The sequence below is a fragment of the Nonomuraea sp. NPDC003707 genome (assembly GCF_053587055.1).
In genome coordinates this window covers 290,560-307,425 of record NZ_JBSFNK010000002.1, presented here as the reverse complement: position 1 = coordinate 307,425, position 16,866 = coordinate 290,560, and the positions used below count along the sequence as shown (strand labels likewise).

Annotated in this window: 15 protein-coding genes; 8 read left to right on the top strand and 7 right to left on the bottom strand. The window is 71.7% G+C overall.

From position 1 onward, the window contains the following. Positions 1-51: 51 nt before the first annotated feature. The 3 genes from ACWDRB_RS05405 to ACWDRB_RS05395 are packed head-to-tail and all read right to left on the bottom strand — an operon-like array spanning position 52 to position 3,676. A complete protein-coding gene (locus ACWDRB_RS05405; protein ID WP_449891937.1) occupies positions 52-825 on the bottom strand; it encodes a sporulation protein in 774 nt (257 codons plus the stop codon). A 9-nt stretch (positions 826-834) separates the two neighbouring features. Then, a complete protein-coding gene (locus ACWDRB_RS05400; RefSeq protein WP_355191881.1) occupies positions 835-2,070 on the bottom strand; it encodes an SPFH domain-containing protein in 1,236 nt (411 codons plus the stop codon). A gap of 1 nt (position 2,071) precedes the next feature. Next, complete coding sequence (locus tag ACWDRB_RS05395) at positions 2,072-3,676, bottom strand: SPFH domain-containing protein (RefSeq protein ID WP_397366120.1); 1,605 nt, start codon at positions 3,674-3,676, stop codon at positions 2,072-2,074. Positions 3,677-3,815: 139 nt separating this feature from the next. On the opposite strand from ACWDRB_RS05395, the gene ACWDRB_RS05390 reads away from it, so the two are divergent. Then, a complete protein-coding gene (locus ACWDRB_RS05390) occupies positions 3,816-4,313 on the top strand; it encodes an ABC transporter permease (protein WP_449891936.1) in 498 nt (165 codons plus the stop codon). Positions 4,314-4,327: 14 nt separating this feature from the next. Next, positions 4,328-4,561, top strand: coding sequence for a helix-turn-helix transcriptional regulator (locus ACWDRB_RS05385; RefSeq protein ID WP_355191877.1), 234 nt, complete (start codon positions 4,328-4,330; stop codon positions 4,559-4,561). A 19-nt stretch (positions 4,562-4,580) separates the two neighbouring features. Here ACWDRB_RS05385 and ACWDRB_RS05380 read toward each other — a convergent pair whose 3' ends face one another. Then, complete coding sequence (locus ACWDRB_RS05380; RefSeq protein WP_449891935.1) at positions 4,581-5,366, bottom strand: class I SAM-dependent methyltransferase; 786 nt, start codon at positions 5,364-5,366, stop codon at positions 4,581-4,583. 137 nt (positions 5,367-5,503) lie between these two features. Between ACWDRB_RS05380 and ACWDRB_RS05375 the strand changes: the two genes are divergently transcribed. From ACWDRB_RS05375 to ACWDRB_RS05360, 4 genes are all read left to right on the top strand, one after another. Beyond that, positions 5,504-6,556, top strand: a complete 1,053-nt coding sequence (locus ACWDRB_RS05375) for a hypothetical protein (RefSeq protein ID WP_449891934.1) — start codon at positions 5,504-5,506, stop codon at positions 6,554-6,556. Then, positions 6,556-7,173, top strand: a complete 618-nt coding sequence (locus ACWDRB_RS05370) for a hypothetical protein (protein WP_350726344.1) — start codon at positions 6,556-6,558, stop codon at positions 7,171-7,173. Before ACWDRB_RS05375 ends, ACWDRB_RS05370 begins: the two co-directional genes overlap by 1 nt. Before the next feature lie 10 nt (positions 7,174-7,183). Further along, the gene (locus tag ACWDRB_RS05365; protein ID WP_449891933.1) at positions 7,184-8,005 is read left to right on the top strand and encodes an inositol monophosphatase family protein; all 822 of its coding nucleotides are present in this window, start codon (positions 7,184-7,186) and stop codon (positions 8,003-8,005) included. A gap of 96 nt (positions 8,006-8,101) precedes the next feature. Next, on the top strand, positions 8,102-8,344 hold the full coding sequence (locus ACWDRB_RS05360; protein WP_350726341.1) for a hypothetical protein: 243 nt from the start codon (positions 8,102-8,104) through the stop codon (positions 8,342-8,344). On the opposite strand, the gene ACWDRB_RS05355 is transcribed toward ACWDRB_RS05360, so the two are convergent. Beyond that, positions 8,345-9,517 carry an SLC13 family permease gene (locus ACWDRB_RS05355; RefSeq protein WP_449891932.1) on the bottom strand — a complete coding sequence of 391 codons (1,173 nt, stop codon included), beginning with the start codon at positions 9,515-9,517 and terminating at the stop codon, positions 8,345-8,347. It lies immediately after the preceding gene. 55 nt (positions 9,518-9,572) lie between these two features. Between ACWDRB_RS05355 and ACWDRB_RS05350 the strand changes: the two genes are divergently transcribed. Then, complete coding sequence (locus tag ACWDRB_RS05350) at positions 9,573-15,140, top strand: WD40 domain-containing protein (RefSeq protein WP_449891931.1); 5,568 nt, start codon at positions 9,573-9,575, stop codon at positions 15,138-15,140. Between the two features lie 7 nt (positions 15,141-15,147). Here the strand turns inward: ACWDRB_RS05350 and coaE are convergent, their stop codons facing one another. Beyond that, the gene (gene coaE, locus ACWDRB_RS05345; RefSeq protein WP_449891930.1) at positions 15,148-15,750 is read right to left on the bottom strand and encodes a dephospho-CoA kinase; all 603 of its coding nucleotides are present in this window, start codon (positions 15,748-15,750) and stop codon (positions 15,148-15,150) included. Positions 15,751-15,782: 32 nt separating this feature from the next. Between coaE and ACWDRB_RS05340 the strand changes: the two genes are divergently transcribed. Further along, a complete protein-coding gene (locus tag ACWDRB_RS05340) occupies positions 15,783-16,388 on the top strand; it encodes a Clp protease N-terminal domain-containing protein (RefSeq protein ID WP_449891929.1) in 606 nt (201 codons plus the stop codon). Here ACWDRB_RS05340 and ACWDRB_RS05335 read toward each other — a convergent pair. Next, positions 16,379-16,849, bottom strand: a complete 471-nt coding sequence (locus tag ACWDRB_RS05335) for a GNAT family N-acetyltransferase (RefSeq protein ID WP_449892305.1) — start codon at positions 16,847-16,849, stop codon at positions 16,379-16,381. The genes ACWDRB_RS05340 and ACWDRB_RS05335 overlap by 10 nt on opposite strands. Positions 16,850-16,866: the final 17 nt, after the last annotated feature.

The following is a 16,866-nucleotide window of genomic DNA, read 5'->3' as shown; positions in this document are numbered from 1 at the left end:
TACACCCCCTCCGGCCGCCGCCGGGGTCCCCGGCGGCGGCCGCGTACCCGATCAGAACCAGCCGCGGTGGCGGGCCATCTGCTCCAGACCGCGCTGCAGCGCCCCGTCCGCCGAGTGCGCCGGGTCGTCGTAACGCACGGTGAAGCGGTTGTACGCGTCGTGGCTCGAGGTCAGGAAGCCGCCCCGCTTGTCGGCCTCCAGGATGACGTCCATCTGCCGCGCCCCGGCGATGAACGTCAGTTCGAGCTCGTTGAAGTGGCGCCGCCACTGCCCGCCCGCGTAGTACTCGATCTCCTGGAAGAACGGCATCGTCGAGCCGTACAGCGTGCCGCGCTCCAGGTCGGCCTTCTTGAACTGGAAGCCCAGCCGGTCGAGCGCGGCGATGACGTGGTCCTGCGCGGGCAGCGGGCTCACGTACAGCGGGTCGAGGTCGCCCTTGTCGAGCGCGCCCGCCAGCGCCAGCTCCGTCTGGACGCCCAGCTTCATGCCGTGCAGCGGATGCCCGGCGATGGCGCTGATCGGCGTCTCCCAGGGGACCTGGATCTCGAAGGGCTGCTGGTGCTGCGCGCCCGCGGCGAGCTGGAACGTCCCGGCGACCTGCTGGCGCAGGAAGCTGTAGGTCGTCTTGTACTCGTTGTCGCCCGACTCGACCTCGACCACCGCGGTCAGGTCGATGTGGATGCCCTCGACCTTGTAGTCGGAGTTGCCGCCACGGAAGTGGACGACGCCGCGCAGGATCTCGCCGGGACGCACGCCCGTGTTGGTCAACACCGTGTCTACCTCGACGCCCGCACCGAACGCGGCCATCAATTTGCGGAACACCATGGGGTTCTCCTAAGCGGAAGGTGTCTGGCCGTTCACTTGACCCGTGCCCGAGATGCGGGGGAGCAACTGGGCAAGGAGGAGGGTGGAGAGCGCGGAGTCCGACTGGCCCTGCTGGGTGCGTACGACCAGCGGCTGGGGGGCGTTCTCCGCGAGTTTGGCGCCCACGTCGAGGCGCCTGCGGGCCAGCTCGTACTGCAGCACGGCCCGGTTGTCCCGGTACGACTCGGCCAGCCGGCGCAACGCCTTGGCCTCGTTCTCGGCGGCGGTCAGCTCGGCCCGGCCGCGCGCCTCGATCTCCCATGTCACGCGCTGCGCCTCGGTCTCCTGCTCCTCCAGCATGCGCGCCACGTCCTTGCGCGCCGTGTTGTGGGCGGCCTTGACCTCGACGACGCGGGCGTCACGGGTCTTCTTGGAGCGCTCGATCTCCATCAGCAGGGTGTCGATGCGGCGCTTGCGGGTCAGCTCCCACTCGCGCTCGTAGGCCGAGAGCTCCTTGGCCACCTTCTCGCGGGTGGCCAGGTGCTGCTGGTACTGGTCGGGCAGCTGGACGTCGGGGATGTTGGCGCCCGTGATGCGCACGCCGTACCGGCCGAGCTGGCGGTTGAGCGCGTCCTGCATGTCGCCGACGTCGGAGCCGCGCAGGTCGTACGCGCGCTCGGTGTTGACGCGGCGGCTGCGCTGCCTGATCGCGTCCTGCACCGCGCTGGAGAGCACCAGGTCGAAGTTGCCCGCGCCGATCGTGCGGACGAACGCGACGGGGTCCACGATGCGGAACTTGAGGAAGAACTCGATCGACTTCAGCGGCACGTTCTCGGCCGTGGGGCAGGCCACGATCGGCGCCGAGTACGGGATCTCCGTGGAGGTGTCGACGACCGCGTCCACCCGGTCCCACGGCAGCCACAGGTAGTGGCGGCCCGGCGGGAGGGTGCCGGTGATGGCGCCCCAGCGGCTGCGTACGCCGGTGGTGCCCTCCTCGATCTCGATGATCGCCTTGCGCCACATCGTGACCATGGCCACGACCAGGAAGAACAGCGCCAGCAGCGCGGCGATCAGGGTGAGGTCGGTCAGGACCGCCATCCCGGCGAAGTACAGCCCCAGGAACACCAGCGCCATCCAGGCGAAGCCGCGCCGGTCCTTGGGGATCACGACGGGGACGAGCTGGCCCTGCTCGCCGCCGCGCAGGAGCTGGCGGATGTCGCCCCAGGAGGCCAGCGACTCCTTGATCTTCGAGAATTCGCGGCTCATCTCAGATCTCCCCCTTCCCGGGCAGCAGGCGTTCGACGGTGCGCTCCAGTTCCGCGTCGGGCTCCGGCGCCGCCTGGGGCTCGGTCACGTCGGCGGTGGCCTTCTTGAGCAGGGCGGCGATCTCGGCCTCGCGGCTCTGCACGCGGGAACCGATCTCGTCGAGCCTGGACCGGATGGCGGCCATGTCCTCGGCCGAGAACAGCGCCGCGTCCTTGCCGCCCACCAACTGCTGGGCCAGGGCCAGGAAGTCGATGTCGGTCTGCTCGCCCACCTGCACGACCTGCGGCAGCCTGGTGGCGACGGACTCCAGCTTGTTCAGCAGGTCCTGCTGGAAGCGGTAGTCGAGGATCTCGGGCGCCTCCGCGGCCGACAGCGCCCTGATGTCCAGCGCCTGCGCCTCCAGGAGCGCGGCGTTGGCGTTGGCCGTGGACTCGGCCTCGACCAGGCGCTGCCTGGCCTGCGCGGTGGCCTGGTGGCTGGCGCGTTCGAGGGCGGTGTCCATGCGGGCCTGGTAACCGGCGATCTCCGCCTGGATGGCGCTCAGCGTCTCCTGCAGCCCGGCCAGCTCCTTGACCAGGTCGCCCTCGTTCTGCTCCTTGCGCAACTGCAGCTCGTACTCGTAGGTGTAGGCCTCCTTGGCGACCCGGACCATCTCGGGGGCGGCCAGGTCCATCCGGTATTCCTGGCTGGACGGCTCGGCGTGCGTGATGTTCACGTCGGTGAGCCGTACGGCGGGCAGGAACTGCTGGTTGAGGCTCTCCAGCATGCCCAGCGTGCTCTCGCCCACCAGGTCGTAGATCTCCTCGGCCCGCTGGGCGTAGATGAGGGAGCGGGTGACCTCGCTGATGGCGTTCTGGAGCTTGGACTGGAAGCCGCTGACCGAGCCGAGCACGAAGATGAACTCCGCCGGGTTCTCGATCCTGAACTGCAGGAACAGGTCCACGCTGGCCTTGACGCCCTGCTGCGTCGGCGCCTCGCTGATCGGCGCGTTGAACGGGTACTCGCGGGTGGTGTTGACGATGTAGCTGACCCGCTTCCACGGGTTGAACAGCGTCACCCGGCCCGGGTCCGCGATGTGCACCAGCTTGCCGAACTGGGTGATCAGGGCCTTGCAGCCCTCGGGCACCATCACCACGCTGCGCCGCCACCACAGGAACGCGGCCGCCAGGACCAGCACCACCCAGTAGTGCGGGCCGAAGAACAGATCGGTGTTCGGGATGACGTTGCCGAGCGCGCCGATCAGGCCGAGCACCACCAGGATGCCCAGCGGCACGATCACCTTCGCGGTGCTCCCCTTGGGGATCACCACCGGGGAGATGACGTGCATGCCGTTCTCGGTGAAGCTGCGGTTGACGATCTCGCCGGCCTCGTTCAGCGAGGCCGACCTGGCCTCGATGGCCGTGCCGATCGACGCGCCGCCGTCGCGGGCCGCGGCGAAGTCGTGGGGGTTCAGCGCGAAACCCCGGGCCTGGCCCGCGAACTGCCCCGCCTGGTCGACGACCTGGCCCATGGCCTGCCCCATCGCCTGCCGCATGTCACCCCCTTGGGCAACCGCTTGGGCTATGCCCTGACCTGCCTGGATCAGTGCCTCTCTGGGTCGTGACATCGAACCTTCCTTTTCCGCTACAGGCGAATCCGACCGTATCGGGTGCGACTTACTGTTCGCTTGCAATGGATGTCATATGTCTATTGCGTCCCGTAGCAGGTGTGCTATCTATGTAGTAGCCCTACTACCTGGAGAATTGATGGATGCGGCAAGAGAGCTCGCAGGCGGTCTCGACCTGGGCCAGACCGCCGCCGTCATCGAGGTCCACGGCCTGCACATGGCGTACGGGCACAAGGAGGTCCTCCGGGGCGTCGACCCGCTCGGTGCGATCATCGGTTCCCTGGTCGGCAGCCCGCAGGGCGCGGGGGCGCTGTCCATGATCGCCATCGGCGGTCTCACCGCCATTTCGGGGATCTTCTACCCGATCACGGCGCTCGCCGGGTGGCTGCAGGGCCTCGCCCACGTCTTCCCGCTCTACTGGCTCGGCCTGGGCATGCGCTCGGCGCTGCTGCCCGACTCGGCCGCCGCCGCGGAGATCGGCAGCTCGTGGCGGCCGGTGGAGACCACGCTCGTGCTGCTCGCCTGGGCCGTGGCGGGGCTGGTGCTGGCTCCCCCGATCCTGCGCCGGGTGGCCAGGCGCGAGTCGGGCTCGCTGATGGAGGCCCGCCGTCACCAGGCGATGCAGCGGCTGACCTGAGAAGATATGCGCTGATGAGCGAGACCGTCTACAACCGCATCGCGCTGCTGCGCGCAGAGCGGAACGTGACCCGCAGGCAGCTGGCCGACGCCCTGGGGGTCCACTACCAGACCGTCGGCTACCTGGAACGGGGGGAATACAGCCCGAGCCTCTTCCTGGCGCTGCGGATCGCCGAATACTTCGAGGTGCCGGTGGAGGTGGTCTTCTCGACCAGCCCGTTCCCCCGGATCGGGGAGCGGACCGCCTGACCGCGGCCGGGGCGCGCGGTCAGGCGGTCGCCACGGCCAGGAGATGGCCGCTGACCCCCAGGAGCGACGGCTCCGACTCCAGCCTGCGGGCGGCGTCGAGCAGCAGCTCGCGCCGCTCGTCGTCGTCCAGCCAGTCGTCCACGTCGCCGTACAGCCAGAAGGCGCCCTCCAGGCCGTACCGGTCCGGCCGCGGCAGCCCGGCGTCGGCGAACTCGTCCAGGATCTCCTCGAGCCCGTGGAGGTAACCGCGGAACCCGCGCGGCCTGGGCGAGATCATCACCCCCGTCTCCAGGCCCCGGTAGTCGGCCGTCCGGTACTCCTCGTTTACGAAGCCGCCGCGGTATACGCCGTCGTGCACGCTCGCGTACCGGCTGATGAAGGCCGCCACCACGGAGCCGCCCGGGCGCACCGCGCGCTTGGCCTCGGCCAGGGCGCGGACGCGGTCGGCCCGTTCGGGCAGGTGGTAGAGCGGGCCGAGCAGCAGCGCCGCGTCGGCCCGGCCGGAGGGGACGGGCAGGTCGCGGGCGTCGCCCAGGCGGGCGCTCACCCCGGGCAGCGCGGACGCCTCCTGTACGTGCAGCGGCACCGGGTCGATCAGCTCGACCTCGTAACCGTCGGCGGCCAGCCACTCGGCGTGCGCGCCGGTGCCCCCGCCCACGTCGAGCACCCGCGCGGGCGCCGGCGGCAGGACGCGGCGCAGCACGTCACGCGTGCGCCAGTACTCCAGCCGGTTGCGCCCCCGCCGCAGCCTGGTCAGCTCGCCGCCCTGCTCGTAGTAGCCCATCACCTCGGGATCCATGATCATGCGAGCCGATGCTACCCACGGGAGCCGTTCGGGTTCGAGGCAATAAAGCTCCCTGGCTCTGGGTGTACTGGTGGTCGCTTGGCGCGGTCGTTACCATGACCTCGGGACTGAATGATCGTCGAACGGCGGGGCGAGCGATGACACGGTTCGTGGCGGCGGTGAAGCAGGTCGCCCCATGGGCTGCGCAGAACGCCGACGGGGCCATCGCGCTGGTGCTCGCGATCGTGATCGGCGTCGTGGGCGTCCTGCCCAACGAGATCGTGCCCGACGAGGTGCAGTCCCAGCTGGTCAACGCCGCGACCCTGGTCATCATGGCGCTGGTGGCCACCGCGCTGCTGCGCGACCGCGCGCGCCAGGCCCCGGTCGAGGAGACGATCACCTCGGGCGCGCTGGCCGAGCTGCCCGCGCGCCTGGCCCGCCTGCAGGAGATCGAGTCGCTGGTCGGCAGCACCCGCAAGGCCCTCGACGCGCTCCAGCTCGTACGGGTGCTGGGCAGCAGCCAGGAGATCGCCCAGTCCCACGCGGAGGCACGCAAGGACACCCACCGGTGGAGCTTCAAGGGCGGCACCGGCACCTACCTGCGCGCGGTCACCCTGCCCGAGTGCGTCGCGGCGGCCCGCAGGGACAAGCGCCACCTCACGGTCAGGGTCGAGGTGATCGACCCGTCCAACCTGGAGGTGTGCGAGACGTACGCCCACTACCGCCGCTCGCTGTCGGACGCCCCCGACGGCACCGGCGAGACGTGGACGACCGACCGGGCCAGGAAGGAGTCGTACGCGACGATCCTGGCCGCCTTCTGGCACCGCCAGCGCTACGGCCTGCTCGACATCGCGGTGGGCCTGTCCTCGACGATGACCACGTTCCGCTGGGACGTGTCGGCCACCCGCCTGATCATGACGGTCGAGGACCCCAACAAGGCGATGACCGCGCTGGCCGGCACGTTCTACTACGAGAACTGCGACACCGAGCTGCGGCTCAGCTTCGAGCAGGCGCGGCGGGTGCCGCTGGAGATGTACAAGAAGGTGCCGTTGAGCGACGAGCCCACCATCGAGGAGGTTCAGGAGCTGTTCGAACGCGTCGGGATCCCGCTGCCCAAGGCGTACAACGGCCGTGACGTCGTCGACATCGCCCGCAAGGCGTTGCGGGCGATGGACCCCTACGGTGAGCCGCATGATCGAGCTGGTGCGTGATGAGCCATCACGGCGTCCACCAGCGGGTCATCGGGGGCGAGGCCAGGGCCTGGGCGCTGGAGACGCTCTCGTCCGGCGGCCTGACGGCGGTGCGCCACCCGCTCGGGTTCGTGTGCCTGCCGCTGGAGCGCGACGGCGGCGAAGGGGTGTGCGTCCACCTGTGGTCCGACTCGTTCGCGCACGCCGAGAGCACCACCTCGCAGATCCACTGCCACAGCTGGGACCTGGTCAGCCACGTCCTCTACGGCCAGGTGCGCAACGTGCACGCGGTGGTCACCGACGCCGGCCGGGACGCCACGCACCGGGTCTTCGAGGTGGTCAGCGGGGCCGACGGCGACCGCATCTCGCCCACCGGGCGCACCGTGCGGCACGCGACGGGCCTGGTGGAGGTGTTCGGCCCCGGCGACACGTACACGCTGGCCGCCGATCGCTTCCACAGCAGCGTCGTGCCGGAGGGCGGCGAGGCGGCCACGATCGCGCTGGGGCGGGGCCGGCCCGGCAGCCGCGACCTGTCGCTCGGCCCGCTGGGCGGCGGGCCGCACCACGTGGCCAGGCAGCCGCTGGACGCCCGCGAGACCGAGCTGGCCGTACGTCTGATCACCGCTCACCTGACCTGAGAGGCATCCGATGGACCTGGATCACGCCCGCACGGTCGCCGTCGAAGCCGCCGAGGCCGCGGGGGCGCTGCTCCGGGAAGGCATGAGCGGCGTGGTCGGCGTCCGGGCCAAGGGCGAGGCGGGCGACGTGGTGACCGACCTCGACCTGGCCTCGGAGAAGCTGCTGCTGGAGCGCATCCTGACGGCGTACCCGTCGCACACGGTGATCGCCGAGGAGTCGGGGCTGGTGGGGGCCGCGGGCGGCGAGTGGACGTGGCTGGTCGACCCGCTCGACGGCACCAACAACGTGGCGATCGGCCTGCCCGCCTACGTGGTGGGCGTGGCGCTGTGCCGGGGCGGGCGTCCCGTGCTGGGCGTGGTGCACGATCCCGTCTCCGACCAGACGTGGTCGGCCGTCCGCGGGCGGGGGGCGCTGTCCGCTCCGGCGGGATCGTCCTCGGGGGTACGCCTCGCGCCCCCGTACGCGCCGAGCCCGCACGGGCCGCTGCTGGCCTGGACCCAGGGATACGGCGTGACCAGGGACGACGCGACCGCACGCGCGCTGCGCACGGCGCTGGAGCTCAACGCGCGGCGGGTGCTGCAGCTGTGGGCGCCGCTGCTGGCGTGGGCGATGCTGGCGCGCGGCGACATCGACGGCATCGTGGGCTACCGGGCCGAGGCGGTCGACCTGCCCGCGGGGGCGCTGCTCGCCCGGGAGGCCGGCATCGAGATCAGGGCGCTGGACGGCGGCCCGTTCGAGGAGTGCATCGACGGCACGGCCGACGACCGCAGCTTCGTCGCCGCCCATCCCCGGGCCGTCCCCGGGCTGCTCGCCCTCCTCGGGCCCGAATGAGGAAAAGTCCGCAGAACATGTGTGTCCTTCGCCGATGAGTTCCGCTCCCGTTCGAGGTCTATTGAGAGAGAACGGAACAAGGGAGAGGGGCTCGACATGATGACCACGACCGAGCTGGCGCAGGTGCTCTTCGCGACCGCTCTGCAGCCGTCCGACCGGCTGTCCCCGTTCCAGATCCGCGAGGCCGTGGACGAGCGGCTGTGCCGGTGCGGCGGCGACGCAGCCCGGTGCGCGGCGTACGTGGCGCAGGAGGCGGGCGACCACCCCGAGACGTACGTCGTGCGGATGCGCTGGGCGCTGGACGCGGTCGCCGGCGCCTACGCGCTGGCCGCCGCCTGATCAGCTGAACCGCACCAGGGTCCACACGGTGGCGAGCAGCCCGGCCACGGCCAGGCCCGTGCCGGTCAGCAGGAAGCGGCGCATCGGGACCTTGACCTCGTGGCGGCGGCACGACTCGAACCACAGCAGCGTGGCCAGCGACGCCCATGGCGTGATGACCGGGGCCACGTTGGTGCCGGCCAGCAGGGCCAGCAGCTGGTCCTGGTCGGCGGCCGGGATGACGGTCTCGACGGCCTTGTAGGCGGGCAGGTTGTTGATGGTGTTGGAGAGCCCGGCCCCGACGGCGGCCGTGCGGTAGGGGTCGCCCTCCGTGCCGACCATCCAGGTCATCAGGTCGGACAGGCCGTGCCTGCTGAGCGTGGGAACCACCAGGAACAGCCCCGTCACGAAGATCACGAGCTGAAACGGGACGAGGCTCCAGGTCAGGCGGTCGCGGGCGCGTACCAGGAAGGCCGCCACGACGATCGCGGCCGCCGCGGTGGCGGCGATGGCCACGTGCGTCTTGAGCAGCAGCATCGCGATGAACAGCAGGCAGCCGGCCGCCGCGGCGCCGAACAGCACGCGGTCGGCCACCGGCTCCAGCAGCGGCGGGGTGTAGCGCAGGTCGCGCCGCTCGCCGCGGCGCCAGTAGAACACCCACAGGAACACCATCGTCACCGCGATCGAGGCGAGCTGCGGGGCCCACATGCGCGCGGCGAACTCCTGGGCGTCCAGGCCGATCTTCTCCATGCCCAGGAGGTTGGTCAGGTTGGAGACGGGGAGCAGCAGGCTCGCGGTGTTGGCCAGCCAGATCGTGGTCATGGCCAGGGGGAGGGCGGCGATGCGGGCCCTGGGGGCGAGGGCGAGCATGACGGGGGTGAGCAGGACCGCCGTCGTGTCCAGATTCAGAAATATCGTGATAAATGACGCGAAGGCGGTGCAAAGAAAGAAAAGGGCGGCGTAGTTGCCGCGTCCGAGCACCGCCATCCTCGCCGCGATGGCGTCGAAGACCTGGGCTTCCTTGGTGAGCTCGGCCAGCACGATGATCGCGACCAGGAAGATCAGCAGGGGCCCGATCTCATCCAGGCTGGCGAGCGCGTCCTCCCAGGGCAGCAACCCGGTCGGCACGAACGCTATGCCGAGACCGAGCAGCCCGATCCTGACCCGGTCGAGCACTCCAAGACGCCGCCACACCCGTAGATGATCCCACAAGCTGAAAACCCGCGGCCGCACAGGGGATACTGAGCTCATGGCGCGTGACGGCAGGCCGACCGAGATCTTCGTCAGCTACTCCCCGGCCGACACGGCGTGGGCCACCTGGATAGCCTGGGAGCTCGAGGCGGCCGGCTACAAGACCATGATCCAGGAGTGGGACTTCGTACCGGGCACCAACTTCATCGACTTCATGGACCGCGGGGTCAGCGAAGCGCAGGTGGTCGTGGCCGTGCTCTCGCGCAACTACCTGACCTCCCGCTACGGCCGGATGGAGTGGCAGGCCGCGCTGCGGGCCGACCCCGACAACCCCTCCAACAAGCTCGTCACGATCAGGCTGGAGGACGTCCGGCTCGAGGGCCTGCTGTCCACGATCACCTGGGTCGACCTGCTGGGCGTCACCGACCCCGGGCAGGCCAGGGCGCTGCTGCTGGGCCGGGTGCGGGAGGCGATGGCGGGCCGGGCCAAGCCGGCGGCGGCGCCTGCGTTCCCCGACGGCTCCAGGGTGCCGGTGCCCGTCCCGACGCTGCCGCCGCCGGGCGACCGGGCCAGGGCCCGGCGCACGCCGGTGGCGGCGCCGAAGTTCCCCCCGACGGTGAGCGCCGACCGGGCGCGCGAGTCGATCAGCGTGCTGCACATCGGCGGCCCCAGGTTCGGCCGGGCGCTGCCCGATCCGGGCGAGCCGTTCACGCCCGAGGACATGCAGGCGCGCATCTGGGCGGACCTGACCGCCATGTACGACCGGGGCATGCCGCGTCCCGACCTCATGCTGGTCACCGGCGATCTGACCGAGTCGGGCAGTCTGGGGCAGTTCGGGCAGGCGACGCGGTTCGTGACCGATTTGCGGCTGCTGATCGGGCTGGAGCAGCACCGGCTGATCCTGCTGCCCGGGCCGCGTGACGTGACCAAGGCCGCCGCCAGCGCGTACTTCATGACCTGCGAGGCCGACGACGTGAGCCCGCAGCCGCCCTACTGGCCCAAGTGGCGGCACTTCGCCGGGCTGTTCGGCGAGGTGTACCAGGGGCTGGACGACCGGGTGTTCGACGGCGGGCAGCCGTGGACGCTGTTCGAGGTGCCCGATCTGAAGGTGGTCGTGGCGGGGCTCAACTCGACGATGGCGATGAGCCACCTCGAACGCGACGCGTACGCGCAGCTCGGGGAGGCGCAGGCGGCCTGGTTCGCCGAGCGGCTGCGGCCGTACGAGGAGGGCGCGTGGCTGCGGCTGGGCGCGATCGGGCATCCGCCGGGCGAGCTGCGGGACGCGCCCACGTTCGAGCGCCTGCTGACCCACCGGCTCAACCTGCTCTTCCACGGCGGGTCCGCCCACCGGGCCGAGGGCGTGATCGCCGCGCCGCGCTCCGGGCGGCACCAGGTGGTCGAGATCACCCCTGACGGCCTGCGGATCTGGCTGCCCGACGCGGGCGAGCCCGAGCCGGTCCCGTACCGGTGGAAGGCCGTGCGGGCCACCTTCACCGGCGAGAGCCCGGCCCCCGAGCCGCCCGCGCCCAAGCCGGACGAGCGCGCGCCGAGCCCGGTCGAGCTGCTGCTCGACCGGATCGCCGAGGTCTGCGAGGCCAGGCACGAGCGGGCCAGGATCCGCCGGTTCGACGCGCACCTCGTGGTCACCCACCCGGAGGACGGTTTCGTCCGCCAGGCGATGATCGGCGCGCACGTCGGCGAGCTGACCGAGAGCACCGCCGACGGCTTCGTCCGCCAGGCGCACGCCACCGGCCTGGCCGCCGAACTGGTCTACCAGGGCCCGCCCGCCTCCCGGGCGGTCCGCGACGACCTGATGCGCAAGGGGGTGCGGCTGCGCACCTTCACCGAGTTCCAGGGGCTGCTCGACCTGACCGGCTACGTCGCCGAGCAGACGGCCAGGCTGATGGCCGACCGCCGCTACCCGCCCGACCTGTACGTGCCGCAGCGCTACCGCGAGCTCGACCGCCAGGGCGGCCAGATCAAGCACGGCCTGACCGACGAGCTGATGCGGTTGCTGGCCACCGACCACGGCAGGTTCCTGCTGCTGCTCGGCGACTTCGGCCACGGCAAGACGTTCGCGCTGCGCGAGCTGGCCCGGCGCATCCCGGTCGAGCTGCCGCACCTGACGCCGATCCTGATCGAACTGCGCGCCCTGGACAAGGCGCACTCCGTGGACGCGCTGGTGGCGGCCCATCTGGCCGGGCACGGCGAGGAGTTCATCGATCTCAAGGCGTTCCGCTACCTGCTCAGGCAGGGGCGCATCGTGCTGCTGTTCGACGGGTTCGACGAGCTGGTGACCCGGCTGACGTTCGACCGGGCGGCCGATCACCTGGCCACGCTGCTGGCGGCGGCCGAGGACAAGGCCAAGATCGTGGTCGCCAGCCGTACGCAGCACTTCAAGTCGCACAGCCAGGTGCTGACCTCGCTCGGCGAGATGGTGGGGGTGCTGCCGCAGCGGCGGGTGCTCAGCGTGGAGGACTTCACGCACGACCAGATCCGCTCCTACCTGGCCAACCGGTTCGACGACGGCGACGAGGCCGGCGCGCGCATGTCGCTGATGGGCGAGATCAAGGACCTGCTGGCGCTGGCCCAGAACCCGCGCATGCTGACCTTCATCGCCGACCTCGACGCCGACCGGCTGCGTACGGTGGCGGGCGCCCGCCACACGATCAGCCCCGCGCTGCTGTACGACGAGATCCTCAGCTCCTGGCTGGCCTTCGAGGAGCGGCGGGCCAGGATCCCCGGCTCGGCCACGGCGTTGACCGTCGACGAGCTGTGGCAGGCGGTGACGGCGCTGGCGATGCGGCTGTGGGACACCGGCGAGTCGCTGCTGGGCGTGGACGAGCTGACCGAGATCGGCGAGACGCTCACGGATCTGTCCGACGGGCAGCTGTCGGCGGCGCACGCGGCCTACCGGATGGGGTCGGGCAGCCTGCTGGTGCGGACCGAGGACGGGATGTTCGGGTTCATCCACGCGTCCGTGATGGAGTGGCTGATCGCCCGCCACATCGCCCTCGACAACTTCGCGCTGCTGTCGCGCCGGCCGCTGTCGGCGCTGACCGTGGAGTTCCTGTGCGACCTGGCCGACGTACGGGCCCTGCACGCGTGGGCGGCCGACCCGCCGGGCGACGACGTGTCCAGGGCGAACGCGGTCAAGATCTCGGCCAGGCTGCGCACCCCGGCCCGGGCCGACCTGCGCGGCGCGAACCTCAAGGGCGAGGACCTGTCGGCCAGGGACCTGAGCGACGTCGACCTCACCGGCGCCGACCTGTCCGAGGCCACCCTGGCGGGCACCAACCTGTCCAGGGCCACCCTGCGCGAGGCCAGGCTGACCGGGGCGCGGCTCGACGGCGCCGCGCTGACCGGGGCCGACCTGACCGGCGCCGACCTGTCGGGGGCGCGGCTGGCGCGGGTGGACCTGAGCGACGCGGCGGTCGAGGGCGCCCGCTGGCACCGGGCCTCGCTGATCAACGTGACCGGCACGCTGCCCCACCTGCCCGGCGCGGCGGTGGTGCCGGGCCGGCCGGTGGAGGTCGAGTTCGCCCCGGCCGGCATCGGCGTCCCGTACGGCTACCACTTCCAGACCAGCCGCCTGCCCGAGCCCATCGCCTACAGCCCCGACGGCTCCACGATCGCGATCGGCAACGAGGACGGCGGCGTGCTGCTCTGCGTCGGCGGTGCCCCCGTGCGCACGCTGCAGGGGCACCGGGGCCGCGTCTACGCGGTCACGTTCGCCCGCACCCGCGACCTGCTGGCCACGGGCGCGAGCGACGGAGCCGTCCTGCTCTGGGACTCCCTCACCGGCGAGTGCCTGCACGCGCTCAAGGGCCACGCCGACGGCGTCTGGCCGGTACGCCTCAGCCCGGCCGGCGATCTGGTGGCGGCCGGGGGCGGCGACGGCATCGTACGCGTGTGGGAGACGGCCACCGGGCGGCTCGCGCACGCGCTCGAAGGGCACCAGGCGCCGATCTACACGGCGTCGTTCGGCCACTCGGTGCTGGTGACGGGCGACGCGGCCGGTGTCGTACGCGTCTGGGACCTGACGTCCGGGCAGGTGAAGGAGACGCTCGACGGCCATCGCGGCAGCGTCTACCGCGCCGTGCACAGCTCGGACCGCCGCCTGCTGGCCACCGGCGACGAGGCGGGCACCGTCAGGCTGTGGGACACCGCCACGTGGCGGCCGCTGCACGTGCTGGGCGGGCACGCGGGCAGCATCTACTGTGTGGCGTTCTCGCCGGACGGCTCGCTGCTGGCCACCGGCGACACGGCGGGAGCCGTACGCCTGTGGGAGCCGTCGGGCGAGTCCCGTGGCGTGCACACCACGCACGCGGCGGCCGTCTACCAGGTGACCTTCAGCCCCGACGGGCAGGCGCTGGCCAGCGGCGACTCGGGCGGCGTGCTCCGGCTGCAGCCGGTCGGCGGCGGCCAGCGGGTCGAGCTGACGGGCCACCGGAGCTCGGTCTGGCCGTTCGCGTTCCGGCCCGACGGCCAGCAGATCGCCACCAGCAGCAACGACGGCACCGTGCGCCTGTGGGACCCGGGCTCGGGCAAGTGCCAGCGGGTGCTGCGCGGCCACGGGCGGCGCATCTCGTCCGTCAGGTTCAGCGCCGACGGCTCGATGCTGGCGACCAGCGGCAACGACGGCGTCGTACGCGTGTGGGAGCCGCGTACGGGACGGCGGCTGCGGGAGTTCACCGGCACGGCCGACCGGCTCATCTCGGCCCTGTTCTCCCCGGCCGGGCCCGTGCTGGCCACCTCCAGCAACGACGGCGGCGTGCACTTCTGGAACGCCGTCACCGGCGACTACGAGCGCGAGCTGAGCGCCGAGACCGACCACGTCTGGGCCGAGGCGTTCAGCCCTGACGGCCTCCTGCTGGCCACGGCCAACGACGACGACAGCGTCAAGATCTGGTACCGCCCGACCGGACGGCTGGCGGGCCACCTGTCCGACCACCGCGGGCGGGTGCGCTCGATCGCGTTCAGCCCCGACGGCGAGTACGTGGCCACGGGCTGCGACGACCGGCTCGTGCGCCTGTGGCACGTGGCCTCCGGCGGCCGGGTCGCCACGCTCAAGGGCCACACCGACCGGGTCTACTCGGTGGTCTTCTCCCCCGACGGCCGCCACCTGGCCAGCGCCGGCAACGACGGCCGGGCCATGGTGTGGGAGCTGCGCCCGGGACAGCCGTGGCAGCCGCGGCTGGTGCACGAGCTCTGGCACGAGGGGCGGCTGTGGAGCCTGGCGTTCGACGCGACGGGCGAGCGCCTGGCCACGGGCGGCGACGACCTGGTGGTGCGGGTCTGGGACACCGCGACCGGGCGGCCGCGGCACACGCTGGCCGGGCACGCCCGCCGGGTGTGGTCGGTGGCCTTCAGCCCGGTCACCGACCTGCTGGCCAGCGCGGGCGACGACGGCGTGGTGATCCTCTGGGAGGGCGGCGAGCGGCGGGCCACCCTGCTCGGGCTGGCCGAGGGGTGGGCGGCGCTGGCGCCCGACGGGCGCTACAAGGTCCACGGCGAGCCGGCCGGGCAGTTCTGGCACGTGATCGGGATGTCCCGGTTCGAGCTGGGTGAGCTCGACCCCTACCTGCCGGGCGTGCGGCAGGTGCCGCTCGACTCGCCCTTCTGAGCACGGGTCAGCCGCGGCCCGCGCGCCTCGTCAGCTCCTCCCAGACCTCGTCCACCCGGGTGTCCAGCTCGACCAGCGAGCCCTCGTTGGGGATCACGATGTCGGCCACCGCCAGCCGGTCCTCGCGGGAGGCCTGGGCGGCGATGCGGGACTTGGCGTCGGCCTCCGGCATGCCCCGGTGCTCTGCCAGGCGCCGGATGCGGGTCCCGTCGGCCGCGTCGACGACGATGACCACGTCGTACATGGGGGCCAGGTGGTTCTCCGCCAGCAGCGGCACGTCGTAGACGGTGATCGCGTCGTCGGCCGCCCGGCTCTGCAGCTCCGCCACCCGCTCCCCCACCAGCGGGTGGACGATCGCGTTGAGCGCGGCGAGCCGCTCGGGGTCGGCGAAGACGATGGAGCCGAGCTTCTCCCTGTCGAGCGAGCCGTCGGGGCGCAGCACGCCCTCCCCGAACGCGGCCACCACCCTGGCCAGCCCCGGCGTGTCCGGCTCGACCACCTCGCGGGCGATCCTGTCGGCGTCGATCACGACGGCGCCCTTGGCCGCCAGCCGCTTCGACACCTCGCTCTTGCCCGATCCGATACCGCCTGTGAGCCCAGTCTTCAACACGGGAAAAAGCCTACGGGGTCATCATCGTAGACATGAAGACGACGATCGTACGGGCCGCGCACGAGCAGGCCGCGGCCGTCGGGGACGACTGGGTGGGGCCGCAACACGTCGTGCTCGCCCTGCTGGCCGGCGAGTCCCTGGCCGCGCGGGTGCTGGCCGAGGCGGGGCTGGACCGCGCGCACGCGCTCGAATGCCTGCCGCACCACGCCAGGCCCGCGCACGGGGCGGGCGGCTTCGCCAACCCCGCCTTCTACAAGCTGTACGGCTTGAAGCGCTCCCCACGGATGAATCCGGGAGATTCCAGCCGTCCCAACCGTGCGGCTATGCGCATGGCCACGACGCTGTTGCTTGGCGGTTCACCTCCCGGCCCCGCTTTCGCGGGTTTCCACGCCCCAGCTCGCGATCCCGTTCTGGGTGACGCGAGCTCCGCCCTTCCGGCGGTGAGTAGGTACTGCCCTGGCCTCACTCGTGAGCTTGATTGTCACTCACATGCTCGACCGCGACTCACCATACCCGGGCTGAGTGCCCTGCCGCAGCTTGTTCCCGTCCATGCACGCTCCCGCCCTGGCGGGCTCGGAGTGGCGCTGGGGGTGGAACTGGGTGGACGACGACCTGGGCCGCGTCATGATCACGGCTGAGGAAGGGATCGATCTGGCCGCATACGCAGGTGGATCAGCGTCAGATGATCGTCCATCCGCTCCCGGCTCGTCTCCCGGTAGCCCAGACGGCGGTAGAGCTTGAGGTTGACCCCTGACAGGTGCCCCGTGAACAGGTCGAACGCCTCCGCCTCCGGCACCGCCTCGTGCAGGGCCGTCAGCAGCGCCGTGCCGATGCCCCGGCCCTGGCGGTCGGGCGCCACGACCAGGCGGCCGACCAGGCAGGTCGTGCCGGACACCTGCCCGCGCACCGCGCCGATCACGCGGCCGGCGTCGAGCGCCTTGAGCACGACGGCGCCCTCGATGACCTTGCGGATCTGCTCCAGCGACTCGATGAGCGGCGGGATGTACGGGTCGCCGTACAGCTGGGCCTCGCTCACGTAGGCCGCCCGCTGCAAGGTGAGGATCTCGCCCGCGTCCGCCGTGGTCGCCCGTTCGATCAGCACGCGCAGCACCCTAC